Genomic DNA, 16,369 nt, shown 5'->3' with positions numbered 1-16,369 from the left:
CCGCCAACTCAGCGGATGTCGGATTATGTAGGAAAAACGCGAACGAAAAGGGGTCAGACCCCCCTAGGATTTTTGCTACTTTTGTCATACTGCTTTTATTATACTTGAGTTTTGGTGGAATGAGGGTTGGGGTTTTGTTGAATAATTTATGTTATAGGAGTGTGATTTGGGATGTTGAAGATTTTTACGACTCAGTTACAGGGTGTGTTTAATAGAATTGGTTCTAGTGAAGAGTTTGCATTTGAGGATGCGGCAAGACTGTTGGCGCAGGCTGCTGTCGGGGATGGACGCATTTATGTGCACGGTGTGAAGGAGATGAAAGCAGTTGAGGCGGAGGCCACTACTGGAGCGGAACCGCTTATGAGCGCCACGCTTTTATCGGACTTGGACAGTTATCATGATCTGACAGATACGGATCGGGCATTGATTGTTTCCCGCTTTTCTACAGATGAAGAAGCGATAAATACGGCGAAGGCATTGAAGGAATTTGGTATTGAAATTGTGGGGATTTCGACAGTGATGGAGCCTGAGCAGGTTGACTCCGCTGAAGGGATGGAAACCCTTAAATCCTTGTCCGATGTACATATTGACTTAAAGTTGAAAAAACCATTGATTCCTGGTGATGACGGGGAACGTTTCGGCTTCCCTTCTAGCATGGTCGCTTTATATGTTTATCACGGGTTAGCTTTTACTTTGAAAGAAATATTGGAAGAGCAGGAGTAAGAGGACATTTGGAGGGGTAACTGGTTTCTACGATGACAGTTTTCTTGTATGGCCAGCTATTTTGGCACCGTTTGGCTTCTACGATGACAATTTACCTGTTTCTCGAGCTGTTTTGGCATCGTTCCGCCTGAGCGATGACAAATTCCTTGTCCGCTTCCCTACTTTGGCATAATTAAGCTTATAATATCCTTCCCCAGCTTAACCTTTAATAAATTTGAAGGATTTTACCCACATTTAGCGAAACAACCTTTAAGTAAATTTTCAAGGGAGGTTTCGACTAGTGGATTATCAGCAAGTTTTATTAATAGAAAAAGCAACTCCAGCGGATGGACCGGCAATTTTAGAATTATTGAAAAGCCGCGCGACAGACCTGAAAAGCAAGGGTTCTTCCCAATGGAGCTTTCTCCTTACTGGAGATGAGGATGCCGAAATTTTACAGCTTGTAACAAAGGGGTTATTTTATAAGGTAGCGCATAAATCAGACATTCAGGATCAAACATTCCCTCCTCTCTTGGCTACCTTCATGCTTTCAGACAAACAGGAAGAGTGGGATGTTCACCTGTGGGGGCAAGAGGAGACTCAGGAGACTGTTTATTTACATAAGCTTGCTGTTGCCATGCAACACAGAGGCGAGGGCCTTGGTGACCGCCTGATGGACTGGATTAAAGAGCATGGTGAAGAACTAGGCTATTCAAAAATCAGGTTGGATTGTGTGGCTGGCAGTGAGAAGCTAAGAGACTTCTATGCAAAGCATGGTTTTACTTTATTAAAAATAGTCGATGGCCACTGTTTGTATGAATGGGAAACTAAGTGATAAGGAGGTTCAACATGGAAAACGAAAAGTGTGATATTAAAAATGGTGTAAAAGAAAAGCCACTTGAAGTGATTGACGGGTACACGATAAAGTACCATGCAAACGGCAAAACCATGTGGTCGAAGGGAAAAATGGCAGGTGACCAACCCGAAGGTTACTGGGAATGGTATCGTGCTGATGGAACTATCAAGCGGTCCGGGTATTTTGAGAAAGGCGAGCCTGTCGGGGAATGGATCACCTATGATAGTAAAGGGGAAAAATACAAAACCACGAATCGTGATAAATAACATTAAAAAAGCTCAGAGCATCTTAAACTCTGAGCTTTTAGTATGCCTATAAAATTAAGCCATTACCTCAGCATTTTTCAAAGATGCTGCCACAAAGTCGCGGAATAGCGGTTGTGGGCGGTTTGGTCTGGAAGTGAATTCTGGGTGGAATTGGGATGCAAGGAACCATGGGTGGTCTTTGATCTCAATTACTTCTACCAGGCGGCCGTCAGGGCTTGTGCCGGAGAAGATGAATCCGTGGTCTTCCATTTGTTGACGATATTGGTTGTTGAACTCATAGCGGTGACGGTGGCGTTCGTAGACCACTTCGTCTGCGTAAGCTTTTTGTGCCAGGGAATCGTCGTTCAACTTACAAGGGTATAATCCAAGGCGCAATGTTCCGCCAAGGTCCTCGATGTCTTTTTGCTCTGGTAAAAGGTCGATGATTGGGTATGGCGTTTCCGGGTTCAGCTCAGCAGAGTGCGCACCTTCAAATCCAAGGACATTACGAGCAAACTCAACAGAAGCAAGCTGCATGCCAAGGCAGATTCCGAAGAATGGTACCTTCTTCTCACGCGCATAGCGAATTGCTTCAATTTTCCCTTCCACACCGCGGTCGCCGAAACCACCTGGTACAAGGATTCCGTCCGCGCTGTTCAAGAGCTCGTCCACGTTTTCAGCTGTTACTTCTTCGGAGTTGATCCAGTTGATTTTTACATCTGCATCGTACTCATAACCAGCATGACGCAATGCTTCCGCAACAGAAAGGTATGCATCTTGAAGCTCCACATATTTTCCAACAAGGGCGATCGTCGTTTTCTTGGAAAGGTTTTTCACCTTGTTCACAAGTGCCGTCCATTCTGTCATGTCCGCCTCGCCTTTTGTCTCAAGCTTCAGGTGATCCACGACAATGTTGTCCATGTTTTGCGCTTGATAAGCTAGTGGTACTTCGTAAAGTGTGTCAGCATCGATAGATTCGATTACTGCCTTCTCGTCGATATCACAGAACAAGGCAATCTTGTCTTTCATATCTTGGGAGATCGGCATTTCAGAACGCAGCACGATGATGTTAGGTTGAATTCCAAGACCGCGAAGTTCTTTTACACTGTGCTGTGTCGGCTTTGTTTTTAACTCGCCAGCCACTCGGATGTAAGGAACAAGTGTACAGTGGATGTACATCACATTGTCGCGACCGATGTCACTCTTGATTTGACGGATTGCCTCAAGATATGGAAGTGACTCGATGTCCCCTACCGTTCCACCGATTTCAGTGATGACCACGTCTGCATTTGTCTCACGGCCAGCACGGAAAACGCGCTCTTTAATTTCGTTTGTAATGTGTGGGATAACCTGCACTGTTCCACCCAAGTAGTCTCCGCGGCGCTCTTTTTTCAGAACCGTAGAGTAAATTTTCCCTGTTGTCACGTTGGAATATTTGTTCAGGTTGATATCGATGAAACGCTCATAGTGACCTAAGTCAAGATCCGTTTCCGCACCATCACCTGTCACGAATACTTCCCCGTGCTGGTAAGGACTCATTGTACCCGGATCCACATTAATATATGGATCAAACTTTTGGATCGTCACATTCAACCCGCGATTTTTTAACAATCTCCCTAAAGATGCAGCTGTAATCCCTTTACCTAAAGATGAAACTACGCCACCTGTTACGAAAATATACTTTGTCATGCTGTCTCCCCCTCGAAATAATTTTATTTGAAAATAATAATAAGTAACGGATATGCTTTTAAGAGGCATTTAACATTTTTATCATTAGTCAAAAACACTAAATTCATTTACGAAAAAATGAAGCTGCCCCCAATTTCTCAGGTTCAGCATATGAATGTTTATTCACCAATAAAATAAAAAACGCCCCACTTGCCAGCATTAGCAGCAAGGGGAGCGTGTATATGTTCAACAAATTATACGTGTCCTTTTTTAAGGAGCCCAAAAAAGATTCTACCTAGTGGGGGGTAAAAAGTCAAGGTTTGAATTAACTTACGAATTTTCACTCTTCTTCCTCTTTGTCATGAAATTTGACGATAAAAGAAGCGAAAGCCCGATGAAAATATATGCCGTTGCAAGTGAGTTGCTTGGTACAAGAACAAAGCTTTCCAGCACATCAAACCTGACAAAAAAACCAAATAGGAAAAAAAGAAAGCCAATCCAATACGTCATTTTTCCTACTGTAGTATGTTTTTCACCATACTCCCCCTTTTAGGTTACTTTTTTGTAATACGTACGAAATTAGGATAATGTTCCCTTTTTATCTAAATTCCATGAAAAAACACTCCCCGTTTGTCGTCCCGGGGAGTGTTTACTAGTTGCGATTAGAGGTCTTCTTCCTCATCCTCGTCCAATTCTTCTTCTTCTTCTTCCTCATCGTCATCGAGCCCATACTCCTCGTCTTCGATTAGGTCTTCTTCAAACTCTTCGTCATCTTCTTCTGCATCATCATCGGCGTCGTCAAAGTCTTCTTCTTCCACTTCATCCTCTTCATAATCATCCAGATCGTCGAATTCTAATTCTTCTTCATCCAACTCATCGAATTCGTCAGCATCGATATCGTCCTCATCAACAGCCTTCTTCTTCTTCTTCTTAGTCTTTGCCTTTACCTGAGGAGTTGTTTCTTCTTCTATTTGATCATAAGGATACCATGCACGAAGTCCCCATTGGTTTTCTCCAATACAAATGAAACGGCCATCAATGTTCAGGTCCGTATAGAACTGAGACAACTTGCCCTTAAGGTCTTCATCTGTAAAACCGGTGATTTTCTTGATCTCCGTAATTAATTCGCCAAAAGTCACAGACTGCTTCTGTTCGTTAAATAAAGCAGTAGCGATTTCGATCAATGACATCTCTTGCACTTCTTCTGCCGTTAAATGGTTTAATGCCAATGTCTGCACATCCTTTCTATATATGTAAAAAGACAATATTCATAGCAATTCCTAGAAAAATCCATACCACTCATTATAAACAAAATACCAATGTTTAATCCAGCATAAAATAAATCTTTCCCTCAAAAAAATGAAAAACCTCTAAAAAAGCGAAAATAGCAAAAAAAAGAGAAAAAAGAAAAAAAGGGGGTCAGACCCCCAAAGGTATTTCTCTCTCCGCGTCGAACTCTATAAAGTTAGCGAAGAAACCCCGACTGTCTCGAGGTTCCCCAGCTTTTTTCTTTACATGTTTCGTCTGAATTGGCCGCCGACTTCGTAGAGGGCTGTGGTGATTTGACCGAGGCTTGCCACTCGGACGGTTTCCATGAGTTCTTCAAAGATGTTGCCGCCGCTGATTGCCACTTGCTTCAGCCTACCTAATGCCTCTTCCACTTCCGCTGCATTACGCTCCTGGAACGCTGCTAGATTTTGAATCTGCGTTTGCTTCTCTTCTTCTGTCGAACGAGCAAGCTCGATATCATTCAAATCGTCCTCAGAAGGCGGATTTGGATTTTTATATGTGTTCACTCCAATGATCGGTAGCTCTCCTGTATGCTTTTTCATTTCATAGTACATGGACTCATCCTGGATTTTTCCGCGCTGATACTGAGTTTCCATCGCACCAAGGACGCCACCGCGGTCATTTAAGCGTTCAAACTCCTGTAGCACCATTTCCTCCACAAGGTCTGTTAGCTCCTCCACCACAAAGGCACCTTGCAACGGATTCTCGTTTTTCGCCAAGCCATGCTCTTTGGTAATGATCATCTGAATTGCCATCGCTCGACGAACAGATTCTTCCGTCGGCGTTGTAATCGCCTCATCATACGCATTTGTATGCAATGAGTTACAGTTATCTTGCAAAGCCATCAAGGCTTGCAGTGTTGTGCGAATATCGTTGAAGTCAATTTCCTGCGCGTGCAAGGAACGTCCGGACGTCTGAATATGATACTTCAGCTTCTGGCTGCGCTCATTGGCTCCATATTTATTTTTCATGACCGTTGCCCAAATGCGGCGTGCCACGCGACCGATCACCGTGTACTCTGCATCAAGACCGTTACTGAAGAAGAACGACAAGTTCGGCGCAAAGTCATCAATTTTCATACCGCGGCTCAAGTAATACTCCACATACGTGAATCCATTAGCCAGTGTGAAGGCTAATTGTGTAATCGGATTCGCGCCCGCCTCGGCAATATGGTAACCGGAAATGGAGACGGAATAGTAATTGCGCACCTTTTTATCAATAAAGTATTGCTGGATATCCCCCATCACTCTTAAAGCAAACTCCGTTGAGAAAATGCACGTATTCTGCCCTTGATCCTCTTTTAAAATATCCGCCTGCACCGTTCCACGCACTGTTTGCATCGTAACGGCACGAACTTCAGCAAACTCATCTACCGTTAACACACGACCAAGTTCTTCTTCACGCTTCTGCACCTGCTGATCGATCGCCGTGTTCATAAACATCGCCAGAATAACTGGTGCCGGACCGTTGATTGTCATCGAAACGGACGTGCTTGGAGCACACAGGTCAAAGCCTGCATATAACTTTTTCATATCATCCAGTGTACAAATGCTCACGCCGCTGTTCCCGACTTTTCCATAAATATCTGGACGCTCAGCCGGATCTTCCCCGTACAATGTAACCGAATCAAATGCTGTACTTAAGCGCTTCGCGTCGTCATCCTTACTTAAATAGTGGAAGCGGCGGTTTGTACGCTCAGGCGTCCCTTCCCCGGCGAACTGACGCTTCGGATCTTCACCCTCACGTTTGAACGGGAATACACCGGCCGTGTATGGAAACTCACCTGGCACGTTTTCACGGTACACCCACTTCAAAATCTCCCCATAGTCCACATATTTCGGCAGGACCACTTTTGGAATTTTCAAGCCGGACAATGTTTTTGTCGTAAGTTTCGTGATGATTTCCTTGTCGCGAATTTTCGTAACAAACTGATCACCTGAATATTTCTCTTTCTTCTCTTCCCAGCCAGCTAAAATTTTGCGGGAGTCGCTTGTCAATTTTTCCTCGTATTCACGGCGAAGCTCGGCAAGTGCCGCCACAAGCTCCTCGCTTGAAGAACCTCCCCCAGAAGTACCAGCAGCCTCCATCGCCCCATCCAACTGGAACAACTTCCGCGCCAATTCAACCTGCTCAGCAGCCATCTTATGATAATTGCGAACCGTTTCACTGATCTCGCGCAAATAATAGCGGCGGTCATTGGGAATGATCACATTCTGTTTTTCCACATCCTTGGACGTCGGCAAACTAGAAGAATAAGATGAACCAGTCTTCTCATTCATCAACTCCAGCAATGCCGCAAAAAGCGTGTTCGTCCCCAAATCATTGAACTGGCTCGCAATCGTCCCGTACACCGGCATTTCATCCAATTCTTGATCCCATAAAAGACGGCTGCGTTGATACTGCTTTTGCACCTGGCGTTTCGCGTCCTCGGAGCCTTTTCGCTCATATTTATTAATAACAATCAGATCAGCGTAATCAATCATATCGATTTTTTCTAATTGGGAAGGTGCCCCGAACTCACTTGTCATTACGTACATTGAAATGTCGCAAATCTCTGTGATCCCTGCATCTCCCTGCCCGATTCCGCTCGTCTCCACAATAATCAAGTCAAAACCAGCCGCCTTCGTAACAGCAATCGCATCTTGGATTGCCAAAGAAAGCTCAGAACGGGATCCACGGGTCGCAAGCGAACGCATATACACACGCGGATTAAAAATTGCGTTCATGCGGATTCTGTCTCCAAGCAATGCCCCGCCTGTCTTCTGCTTCGTCGGATCGATAGACAAAATTGCCACTTTTTTATCTGGTACTTCGTTGATAAATCGGCGAATCAACTCATCTGTCAGCGAGCTTTTCCCCGCTCCACCTGTACCTGTAATCCCAAGGACCGGCACGGTTTTCTGCTTTTCTTTTACCTTAGCCAAGGCCGTTTGAGCCGTTGCCGCCACCTCTTCATCAGAAGTCACCTGCAGTTCAGACAACGTAATCAGTTTGGCAATCGCTTGATGGTTATCGGCATCCAGACGTTCCACCTCGTCGCCAAGGGATTTGACCGTCACAAAGTCACATTCCTTCAGCATCGAGTTGATCATGCCTTGCAGCCCGTGTTCGCGACCATCTTCCGGCGAAAAAATACGTGCGATCCCGTATGCATGCAGTTCTTTTATCTCACTAGGAATGATAACCCCGCCGCCACCTCCGTAAATTCGGATATGAGAGGCACCTTTCTCCTTCAATAAGTCATACATATATTTAAAATACTCGACATGTCCGCCCTGATAGGAGGAAATCGCGATCCCCTGCACATCCTCCTGGATGGCCGCGTTCACGATTTCCTCAACGGAGCGGTTGTGGCCAAGGTGAATGACCTCTGCACCGCTCGCCTGAATGATGCGGCGCATGATGTTGATCGAGGCGTCATGCCCGTCAAAAAGACTTGAAGCTGTTACAAAACGAATATGGTTAATTGGACGATAAACTTCCATGTTTCACATTCTCCCCCTTTGTAAGTCCATGCACTAATAGTTCAATCTGGCCCTCGATATAGGCATCCAGCTCAAAGTGCCTGTGCAGCACCCAGCGCCGAAATCCCCACATCTGACCCTGTACGAAAATATTATGGGCAACCAATTGAATCTGCTGTTCTCTCATTTCGATGTCCTCAGCGGTCATGCAGTTACGGATGACCTGTTCAAACATGGCCACCATCGCAAGCTCCTTGTTCAATACGTAAGGAAGCGCATCTTTTGATAAAGATTTCGCCTCCTGATACATAACAAGCACCTCATCCTGCATTTCATCCATCACCCGAAAATAGTAACGGATGGCGGATTTTAAGCTCTCCAGGTTCCCCCGCTTCATGTCGAGTTCCTCCTGCAGTCGCTCGCCTACCTGGTCATAAATACGGTCACACACGAGGTAGAGTACATCTTCCTTCGTTCTGATATATTCATAGAGCGTGCCAATGCTGAAACCGGCCTCTTTCGCAATTTCCCTTGTTGTCGTGCGGTGGAAGCCCTTTTCTTTAAAAAGGCTCACCGCCCCCTTGATCATCTGGTCACGGCGCTTTTCAATCAGCCGCTCGTCTTTTACGGATGCATGTACTTGACGTTTTTTCATCATCCTGTCTGCCACCTACTTACTTAGTAAGCATTCTGGAGATTACGAGACGTTGGATTTCTTGTGTTCCTTCATAGATTTGCGTAATTTTCGCATCCCTCATATAGCGCTCCACCGGATAGTCCTTTGTGTAGCCGTAGCCACCGAATACCTGTACAGCTTCGGTTGTCACCTTCATCGCCGTGTCGCCAGCGAATAGTTTGGACATTGCAGACTCTAAACCATAGCTCAAGCCCTCCGACTCTCTCCACGCCGCCTGATACGTTAATAGTCTGGAAGCTTCCACTGTTGTCGCCATGTCTGCCAGTTTAAAAGAAACACCCTGCTGTGCCGCGATTGGTTTCCCGAACTGAACCCGCTCTTTTGCATAAGCAACGGCCGCGTCTAGTGCACCTTGCGCAATCCCAACAGCCTGTGCAGCAATCCCGTTACGCCCGCCATCAAGCGTCGTCATCGCGACTTTGAAGCCTTCCCCTTCTGCTCCAAGCATATTTTCTACCGGCACGCGGCAATCTTCGAAAATGATTTCCGTCGTTGGTGAAGAACGAATGCCTAGCTTTTGTTCTTTTTTCCCAACGCTGAATCCTGGGAAGTCCGCTTCTACGATAAATGCGCTCGTGCCTTTATGCTTGCTGGACGGATCTCTCACGGCAAACACCACATAGATGTCCGCAATACCACCGTTTGTAATGAAAATTTTCGACCCGTTCAAGACATAATGGTCTCCATCCAATTTCGCAGTTGTTCTCATGCCGCCTGCATCAGATCCGGATCCTGGCTCAGTAAGGCCGTAGCCTCCAATGCTTGTTCCTTGCGCTAATGGCACCAAGTATTTCTGCTTCTGCTCTTCTGTTCCGTACTTGTAGATCGGCCAGCTCGCAAGCGATGTGTGTGCGGAAAGGGTTACCCCTGTTGAAGCACATACACGTGAAAGCTCCTCTACCGCGATGCAATATGCTAGATAATCACTACCGATCCCGCCGTACTCTTCAGGAAACGGGATTCCCGTTAATCCAAGGTCCGCCATCTTTTTGAAAATTTCCATATCAAAGCGCTCTTCCTCGTCACGCTCCGCTGCAGTCGGTTCCACTTCGTTCTTGGCAAAATCGCGTACCATTTTACGAATCATTTCATGTTCTTCAGATAGTAAAAAGTTCATATTTTTCATCCCCCGATGAGTAAATTTTTTAGGACTACTCCCCACACACCAGGCTTCGCTTGTCGCGGAGCTGGAAGTTGTGGTTTTGTCTTCCATTTCACGAATTTTTATCGTATTTTCGCTATTTTAGTGCCTTAGAAAACCATTCGGTCATATCAGAAGGGCTTTTGGACACTTTTATTGTTCTTTTAGGTATGGTTCGGTCAACTTATGGACGTGTTCAGACAACTTTGCTGGTAGGTTCGGCCATTTGAAAAATTGGTTCGGACACTTTCGGGAAATTTTTGGACAACTTTGCTAAATCTTCGGTCAACTTCCGAGAAACTTCGGCCAACTTTCGCAAATCTTCGGTCAATTGGCCGCGAGCACCTTGTGAAAAAGCAAAAATCCCTCACTTCTTGCAGGAGCAGCTTCTTCCTTCACTGCGTCTCACCGTTTTCCAGCCGTCCCCCATCAGTTCATCAAATGCTTCCCAATCACCAATCTCTGAATCTCGCTCGTTCCTTCGTAAATCTCACACACCTTCGCGTCACGGAAGTAGCGCTCAACTGGATAGTCCTTCGTATAGCCGTAGCCGCCGAATACCTGAACTGCCTCTATCGCAACGTTCATCGCAGTCTGTGAGGCAAAAAGCTTCGCCATCGATGCTTCTTTTCCGCATGGCTTGCCCAAAGCACGCAAGTTGGCCGCACGGTACGTCAACAACCTCGCACCTTCCACAGCCGTCGCCATGTCTGCCAGTTTAAAAGAAACACCCTGCTGTGCCGCAATCGGCTTTCCGAACTGGACGCGCTCTTTCGCATAGGCTGTTGCTGCCTGTACTGCCGCTTCTGCGATACCAAGGGACTGCGCCGCAATACCGATTCGGCCGACATCCAGATTTGCCATTGCTATTTTAAAGCCTTCCCCTTCTGCACCAAGCAGGTTTTCCACAGGAACTTTCGCGTCTTCAAACGTTAACTGGACCGTTTTTGAACCGTGCAAGCCCATCTTGTGCTCATCTTTTCCAATCACAAATCCTGGAGTATCCTTTTCCACGATGAATGCGGAAACCCCTTTGGATCCAAGCTCCGGATTAGTCGAAGCAAACACAATGTACGTGTCCGCTTCCCCGCCGTTTGTGATGAACACCTTCGCTCCGTTCAACACATAATGGTCCCCTTGCTTAACAGCACGCGTTTTCAAACTCCCTGCATCCGACCCTGCACTCGGCTCCGTTAAACAGAATGCTCCGAGAAACTCGCCGGACGCAAGTTTTGTCACATATTTTTGCTTCTGCTCTTCTGTGCCAAAATAAAGAATCGGATTCGTCCCAACGGAGGTGTGTACGGACAGGATAACTCCGACCGTTGCGCTCACACGGGAAAGTTCATTGATGGCGATGATGTAGGAAGGAAAGTCCATGCCCGCTCCGCCGTACTCTTCCGGAATGGTCATCCCCATCAGCCCAAGGTCCGCCATTTTCCTCAATATCTCACGAGGGAACTCGCCCTCTTCCATTTTTTCCACGAAAGGTGCAATTTCGGTTTCTGCGAAATCGCGCACCATTTTCCGAACCATTTCCTGCTCTTCTGTAAAACGTAAATTCATGCTATTCGTCCCCTCTCCTGCTGTCTTAAAAAATATCCATCATGTCACTCTTATGTTTCGTAAGTATAAAACCCTCTGCCAGTCTTGCGGCCCAGCCAACCAGCTTTCACATATTTTCTCAGCAACGGACACGGACGATATTTGTCATCGCCAAAGCCTTCATGCAACGTTTCCATAATGTACAGGCATGTATCAAGCCCAATAAAATCCGCAAGCGTCAACGGCCCCATCGGATGGTTCATGCCGAGCTTCATGACTTCATCAATTGCTTCCGGTGTTGCCACGCCTTCATACACCGTGAAAATTGCTTCATTGATCATTGGCATCAACACACGGTTAGAAACGAATCCTGGAAAATCGTTCACTTCCACCGGTACCTTGGATAGCTTTTTCGTCATATCTTCAATTGCGCCGTACACTTCGTCCGCTGTCTGCAAACCGCGAATAATTTCTACAAGTTTCATAACAGGTACAGGATTCATAAAGTGCATCCCGATTACCTTTTCCGGTCTGCCTGTCGCTGCAGCAATTTCCGTGATCGGAAGCGAAGATGTATTTGTCGCTAAAATGGTGTGAGCCGGAGCGTGCTCATCAAGTTCTGCGAAAATCTTCTTTTTGATGTCCATGTTTTCCACTGCCGCTTCAATGACGATGTCGACATGTTTGGCATCTTCAAGGGTGGTGGTTGTTTGCAGGCGACCAAGTACAGCTGCTTTCTCATCCTCTGTCATGCGGCCTTTGTCCACGGATCTGCTCAAATTCTTCGAAATGCCCGCAAGTCCGCGCTCCAAGAATTCCTGTTTTAAATCGTTCATATATACGTCATACCCGGCCATCGCACAAACCTGCGCGATGCCTGAGCCCATCTGTCCTGCCCCAATTACCATTACTTTTTGAATTGTCATGTTCTGATTCCTCCTAAAAAGTTTCTCTCGCTTATACCTGAATCAAAATTGCATCGCCCTGTCCACCGCCTGAGCAGATAGAGGCAATTCCAAGACCGCCGCCGCGGCGCTTCAGCTCATGGATCAATGAAACGATGATGCGTGCTCCACTTGCCCCGATTGGATGTCCAAGCGCTACCGCACCGCCGTTTACATTCACCTTTTCCAGATCCAGACCTGCTAGATTTGCAGATGCGAGGGCTACCGCTGCAAACGCCTCATTTATTTCAAAAAGATCAATCTCTTCCAGCTTTGTTCCTGTTTTCTTTAAAAGTTCGGTGATGACAAGTCCTGGAGTTTTCGGGAAATCCTTTGCTTCCACTGCAATGGAGACATGCCCAAGGATGGTTGCCAGTACTTCTTTCCCTTCTTTTGCCGCTCGGTCCTCACTCATTAACACAAGCGCACTAGCTCCGTCATTCACGCCTGGCGCGTTTCCTGCCGTAATCGTTCCGTCATGGTCAAACGCCGGTCTTAATGACGCAAGTTTCTCGATGGATGTATCTTTTCGAGGAGACTCATCTTTGCTAACAACAATCGGGTCCCCTTTTCGCTGCGGTACGGGAACTGGAACGATTTCAGCATCAAATATGCCTTTTTCCGTTGCTTCAATGGCGCGCTGGTGACTTCTGAATGCCCATGCATCTTGGTCTTCACGGCTGATCTCCATTTCCTTTGCGACACTGTTTCCGTAGGTACCCATGTGAACGCCTGTGAATGTGCAAGTAAGCCCGTCATGAACCATTAAGTCTTGGACAGTGCTGTCGCCCATACGAAGTCCCCATCTTGCTTTTGGAAGCATGTATGGTGCGTTGCTCATGGATTCCATTCCGCCTGCGACGATGACTTCTTCTTCACCGGAACGGATGAGGATGTCGCCTAGTGTGACGCTGCGCATGCCGGATGCGCATACTTTGTTGATGGTTTCGGTGCGTACTTCCCATGGCAGGCCTGCTTTTTGGGAGGCTTGGCGGGATGGAAGTTGGCCTTGGCCGCCTTGAAGGACGGTGCCCATGATGACTTCGCCTACTTGGTCGCCGGATAGGTTTGCTCTGTTTAGTGCTTCTTTGATGGCGACTGCTCCTAGGTCTGAGGCTGATAGGGCGCTTAATCCTCCTGCGAAACGGCCGATTGGTGTGCGGACTCCACTAACGATTACTGTTTTTCCCATGGTTGATTTCCTCCTTTTTATTTGAAAAAAATAATGTTTGCGTATACTCCCAATTGCTCTTCGTTCCAGGTGTTCGCTTTCCGCGGGACGGTGGTTGAGCCTCCTCGGCTTCGCCTGTGGGGTCTCAACCAACCGTTATCCCCCGCAGGAGTCTCACACCTTGCACTCCAATCAATTGGGGAAACTGCTCAGCACTTTTTGTTACCGCTTACAATTTGTATTCTTTATAAACTGAACGGGCGCTCAGTTTTGGTGAAAAGCATATGGTGCACGCAGTAGACTACGTACACCTTGAGACGTGAATCTATTATTCTATTAGGATACTAATTCTTGTTTTTCGCCGATGACGGAGCGCTCTAGTAGTTCTGCTACGTCGTATGTGCCGACGTTTTCTTCTACTTCTTTTGCTTTCGTTCCATCAGAAAGCATTGTTAAGCAGTAAGGACAGCCGGAGCTGATGACGCTTGGTGCAACTTCGAGTGCTTGTTCGGTACGGGCGACGTTGACGCGTGTGCCTGTGTCTTCTTCCATCCACATGAGTCCTCCGCCGGCTCCACAGCACATTCCCGTTTCGCGGCTGCGGTTCATTTCGACCACTTTGACGCCTGGGATGGCTTTCAAGATGTCACGAGGCGGCTCGTATACTTCGTTGTATCTTCCGAGGTAGCAGGAATCGTGATATGTGATGGTTTCTCTTACCTCGTGTACTGGTGTCAGCTTGCCTTCTTTTACAAGCTCTGCCAACACTTCAGTATGGTGGTAGACTTCCGCCTCCAGTCCGAAATCTGGGTACTCGTTTTTGAAAATGTTATAAGCATGCGGGTCGATCGTGACGATTTTTTTGACTTCGTTTTTCTCGAATTCCGCAATATTGCTTGTTGCAAGCTCTTGGAATAAGAATTCGTTTCCTAGACGGCGCGGTGTGTCTCCGGAGTTTTTCTCCTTGTTGCCGAGGATTGCGAATTTTACGCCAGCTTCGTTCATTAACTTTGCAAAAGAGATGGCGATTTTCTGGGAACGATTATCGAAGGAGCCCATGGATCCTACCCAGAACAGATATTCAAACTCTTCGCCTGCTTTTTTCATTTCTTTTACCGTCGGAATGCTTACTTCTGGTGCTGCATCGCGCCAGTTTTCACGTTCTTTACGGTTTAGACCCCAAGGATTTCCTTGGCGCTCGATGTTGGTCATCGCGCGCTGTGCATCGGCATCCATTTTTCCTTCTGTAAGCACCAGGTAACGGCGAAGGTCGATGATTTTATCGACATGTTCGTTCATTACCGGACATTGGTCCTCACAGTTACGACAGGTCGTACATGCCCAGATCTCTTCTTCGGTGATGACATCGCCGATCAGGCTCGGGCTGTATTCGATCGTTGCCGCGCTTTCTTGTGCACCTTTTCCGGCAGCGGACATCATGGCAAGCTGATTACCATGCGTGTTATTGAACGCATATGTTGGTACCCAAGGGGATTTAGACGTGATGGCCGCTCCCTTGTCTGTTAAGTGATCACGGATTTTGACGATCAAATCCATTGGTGACAACATTTTTCCTGTTCCTGTTGCCGGACACATGTTGGTACAGCGTCCACATTCCACACAGGCGTACATATCGATCAATTGGTATTGGGTGAAGTCTTCCACTTTTCCAACACCGAATGTTTCTTGTGTTTCGTCTTCAAAATTAATTTTCTCAAGCTTTCCTGGGTTCGTTGTACGGTGGAAAAATACATTAGCAGGTCCAGCAATTAAATGTGCGTGCTTGGATTGCGGTACGTACACCAAGAAGGTTAATAGGAATAACAGGTGAATCCACCAGCCGACATAGAATAATGCAATAGCTGCCGTTTCATTGATCCAGCTGAACATGAGTGCAAATAAGGATGCTACCGGCTCGCTCCATGTTAAGCCGTGATCATGCCAGATAAGCCCCATTCCGTTTGAAAATAAAACAGAAAGCATCAATCCGCCGATAAATAGTAACACTAGGCCAGATTTAAAGCCTCTTTTTAAACGAACTAACTTTTCCACATAGCGGCGGTGGAAAGCCCAAACAACCGCAACTAGAATCATTAGCGTTACTAGCTCTTGGAAAAACGTAAAGGCTGGATATAATCGTCCAAGCGGCAAATGCGCGTTTGGAGCAAGCCCTTTGATGATTAAGTCCAGCGCCCCAAGCTGAACCATCAGAAATCCATAGAAGAACATGACGTGGATAATCCCACTTTTCTTATCCTTCAATAATTTTTTCTGGCCAAAAACATTGACCCAAACTTTGTCTAATCGTTCTTTCATTTTGTTGTCGAATTCAACTTTTTTCCCAAGTTTGATGAATTGAATCCTTGTTCTGATTAAGTAAACAAATAGCGATACTGCGTAAGCGGTTACAATTATCGTTAAAATCCAATTGGCAATTAACAAACCGTTACTCACATCTCCCACTCCTTTCGTGTCCCCTTTTACTGTCGGCCGTTTACGTGTTTTTTTCTACGAAAGAGCCTCAATGTTTGGAAAGAATATAATTTTCAGAACTTTAGTAATTTACCTATATCTTATTACTGAATGAGCATTCAGTCAACACATTTAGCTTAAATATCGGCTTTATTTTTCGACGAATTAGGGTAT

The 16,369-nt window shown here is 46.3% G+C and carries 12 protein-coding genes; 3 read left to right on the top strand and 9 right to left on the bottom strand.

What is annotated here, in order from left to right:
- Positions 1-171 precede the first annotated feature (171 nt).
- The 3 genes from FZC76_RS05115 to FZC76_RS05105 all read left to right on the top strand — a co-directional run bounded on the left by FZC76_RS05115 (position 172) and on the right by FZC76_RS05105 (position 1,824).
- Entirely contained in the window at positions 172-723 is a 552-nt protein-coding gene (locus FZC76_RS05115; RefSeq protein WP_148987194.1) for a DUF2529 domain-containing protein, read from the top strand.
- Between the two features lie 280 nt (positions 724-1,003).
- Positions 1,004-1,537 carry a GNAT family N-acetyltransferase gene (locus FZC76_RS05110; RefSeq protein ID WP_148987193.1) on the top strand — a complete coding sequence of 178 codons (534 nt, stop codon included), beginning with the start codon at positions 1,004-1,006 and terminating at the stop codon, positions 1,535-1,537.
- A gap of 14 nt (positions 1,538-1,551) precedes the next feature.
- Positions 1,552-1,824, top strand: coding sequence for a toxin-antitoxin system YwqK family antitoxin (locus FZC76_RS05105; protein ID WP_148987192.1), 273 nt, complete (start codon positions 1,552-1,554; stop codon positions 1,822-1,824).
- Positions 1,825-1,878: 54 nt separating this feature from the next.
- On the opposite strand, the gene FZC76_RS05100 is transcribed toward FZC76_RS05105, so the two are convergent.
- The 9 genes from FZC76_RS05100 to FZC76_RS05060 form a co-directional block, all read right to left on the bottom strand.
- Positions 1,879-3,492: a CTP synthase gene (locus tag FZC76_RS05100; protein ID WP_060664640.1), complete on the bottom strand. Its 1,614-nt coding sequence runs from the start codon at positions 3,490-3,492 to the stop codon at positions 1,879-1,881.
- Between the two features lie 641 nt (positions 3,493-4,133).
- Positions 4,134-4,709, bottom strand: a complete 576-nt coding sequence (rpoE, locus tag FZC76_RS05095) for a DNA-directed RNA polymerase subunit delta (RefSeq protein ID WP_316246593.1) — start codon at positions 4,707-4,709, stop codon at positions 4,134-4,136.
- 273 nt (positions 4,710-4,982) lie between these two features.
- Positions 4,983-8,246, bottom strand: coding sequence for a fused isobutyryl-CoA mutase/GTPase IcmF (gene icmF / locus FZC76_RS05090; RefSeq protein WP_148987190.1), 3,264 nt, complete (start codon positions 8,244-8,246; stop codon positions 4,983-4,985).
- A complete protein-coding gene (locus tag FZC76_RS05085) occupies positions 8,224-8,880 on the bottom strand; it encodes a TetR/AcrR family transcriptional regulator (protein ID WP_148987500.1) in 657 nt (218 codons plus the stop codon). The genes icmF and FZC76_RS05085 overlap by 23 nt, the downstream gene beginning before the upstream one ends.
- 19 nt (positions 8,881-8,899) lie before the next feature.
- The gene (locus FZC76_RS05080; RefSeq protein WP_148987189.1) at positions 8,900-10,039 is read right to left on the bottom strand and encodes an acyl-CoA dehydrogenase; all 1,140 of its coding nucleotides are present in this window, start codon (positions 10,037-10,039) and stop codon (positions 8,900-8,902) included.
- Positions 10,040-10,492: 453 nt separating this feature from the next.
- Positions 10,493-11,629, bottom strand: coding sequence for an acyl-CoA dehydrogenase (locus FZC76_RS05075; RefSeq protein WP_148987188.1), 1,137 nt, complete (start codon positions 11,627-11,629; stop codon positions 10,493-10,495).
- A gap of 50 nt (positions 11,630-11,679) precedes the next feature.
- Positions 11,680-12,534, bottom strand: a complete 855-nt coding sequence (locus FZC76_RS05070) for a 3-hydroxybutyryl-CoA dehydrogenase (RefSeq protein ID WP_148987187.1) — start codon at positions 12,532-12,534, stop codon at positions 11,680-11,682.
- A gap of 31 nt (positions 12,535-12,565) precedes the next feature.
- Entirely contained in the window at positions 12,566-13,744 is a 1,179-nt protein-coding gene (locus FZC76_RS05065; protein WP_148987186.1) for an acetyl-CoA C-acetyltransferase, read from the bottom strand.
- A gap of 315 nt (positions 13,745-14,059) precedes the next feature.
- Positions 14,060-16,177 carry a heterodisulfide reductase-related iron-sulfur binding cluster gene (locus tag FZC76_RS05060; RefSeq protein ID WP_148987185.1) on the bottom strand — a complete coding sequence of 706 codons (2,118 nt, stop codon included), beginning with the start codon at positions 16,175-16,177 and terminating at the stop codon, positions 14,060-14,062.
- Between the last annotated feature and the right edge of the window lie 192 nt (positions 16,178-16,369).

Origin of the sequence: Sutcliffiella horikoshii, from assembly GCF_008180725.1 — a bacterium.
Classification (GTDB): Bacteria; Bacillota; Bacilli; order Bacillales; family Bacillaceae_I; genus Sutcliffiella_A; species Sutcliffiella_A horikoshii_B.
This window is presented reverse-complemented; position numbering and strand designations above follow the sequence as displayed.

Bases quoted from the DNA above. Each gene is read 5' to 3' on its own strand.
- FZC76_RS05070 (WP_148987187.1), bottom strand. From the start codon at position 12,534: ATGACAATTCAAAAAGTAATGGTAATTGGGGCAGGACAGATGGGCTCA.
- FZC76_RS05085 (WP_148987500.1), bottom strand. From the start codon at position 8,880: ATGAAAAAACGTCAAGTACATGCATCCGTAAAAGACGAGCGGCTGATT.
- FZC76_RS05100 (WP_060664640.1), bottom strand. From the start codon at position 3,492: ATGACAAAGTATATTTTCGTAACAGGTGGCGTAGTTTCATCTTTAGGT.
- FZC76_RS05105 (WP_148987192.1), top strand. From the start codon at position 1,552: ATGGAAAACGAAAAGTGTGATATTAAAAATGGTGTAAAAGAAAAGCCA.
- icmF (WP_148987190.1), bottom strand. From the start codon at position 8,246: ATGGAAGTTTATCGTCCAATTAACCATATTCGTTTTGTAACAGCTTCA.
- FZC76_RS05115 (WP_148987194.1), top strand. From the start codon at position 172: ATGTTGAAGATTTTTACGACTCAGTTACAGGGTGTGTTTAATAGAATT.
- FZC76_RS05080 (WP_148987189.1), bottom strand. From the start codon at position 10,039: ATGAACTTTTTACTATCTGAAGAACATGAAATGATTCGTAAAATGGTA.
- FZC76_RS05075 (WP_148987188.1), bottom strand. From the start codon at position 11,629: ATGAATTTACGTTTTACAGAAGAGCAGGAAATGGTTCGGAAAATGGTG.
- FZC76_RS05065 (WP_148987186.1), bottom strand. From the start codon at position 13,744: ATGGGAAAAACAGTAATCGTTAGTGGAGTCCGCACACCAATCGGCCGT.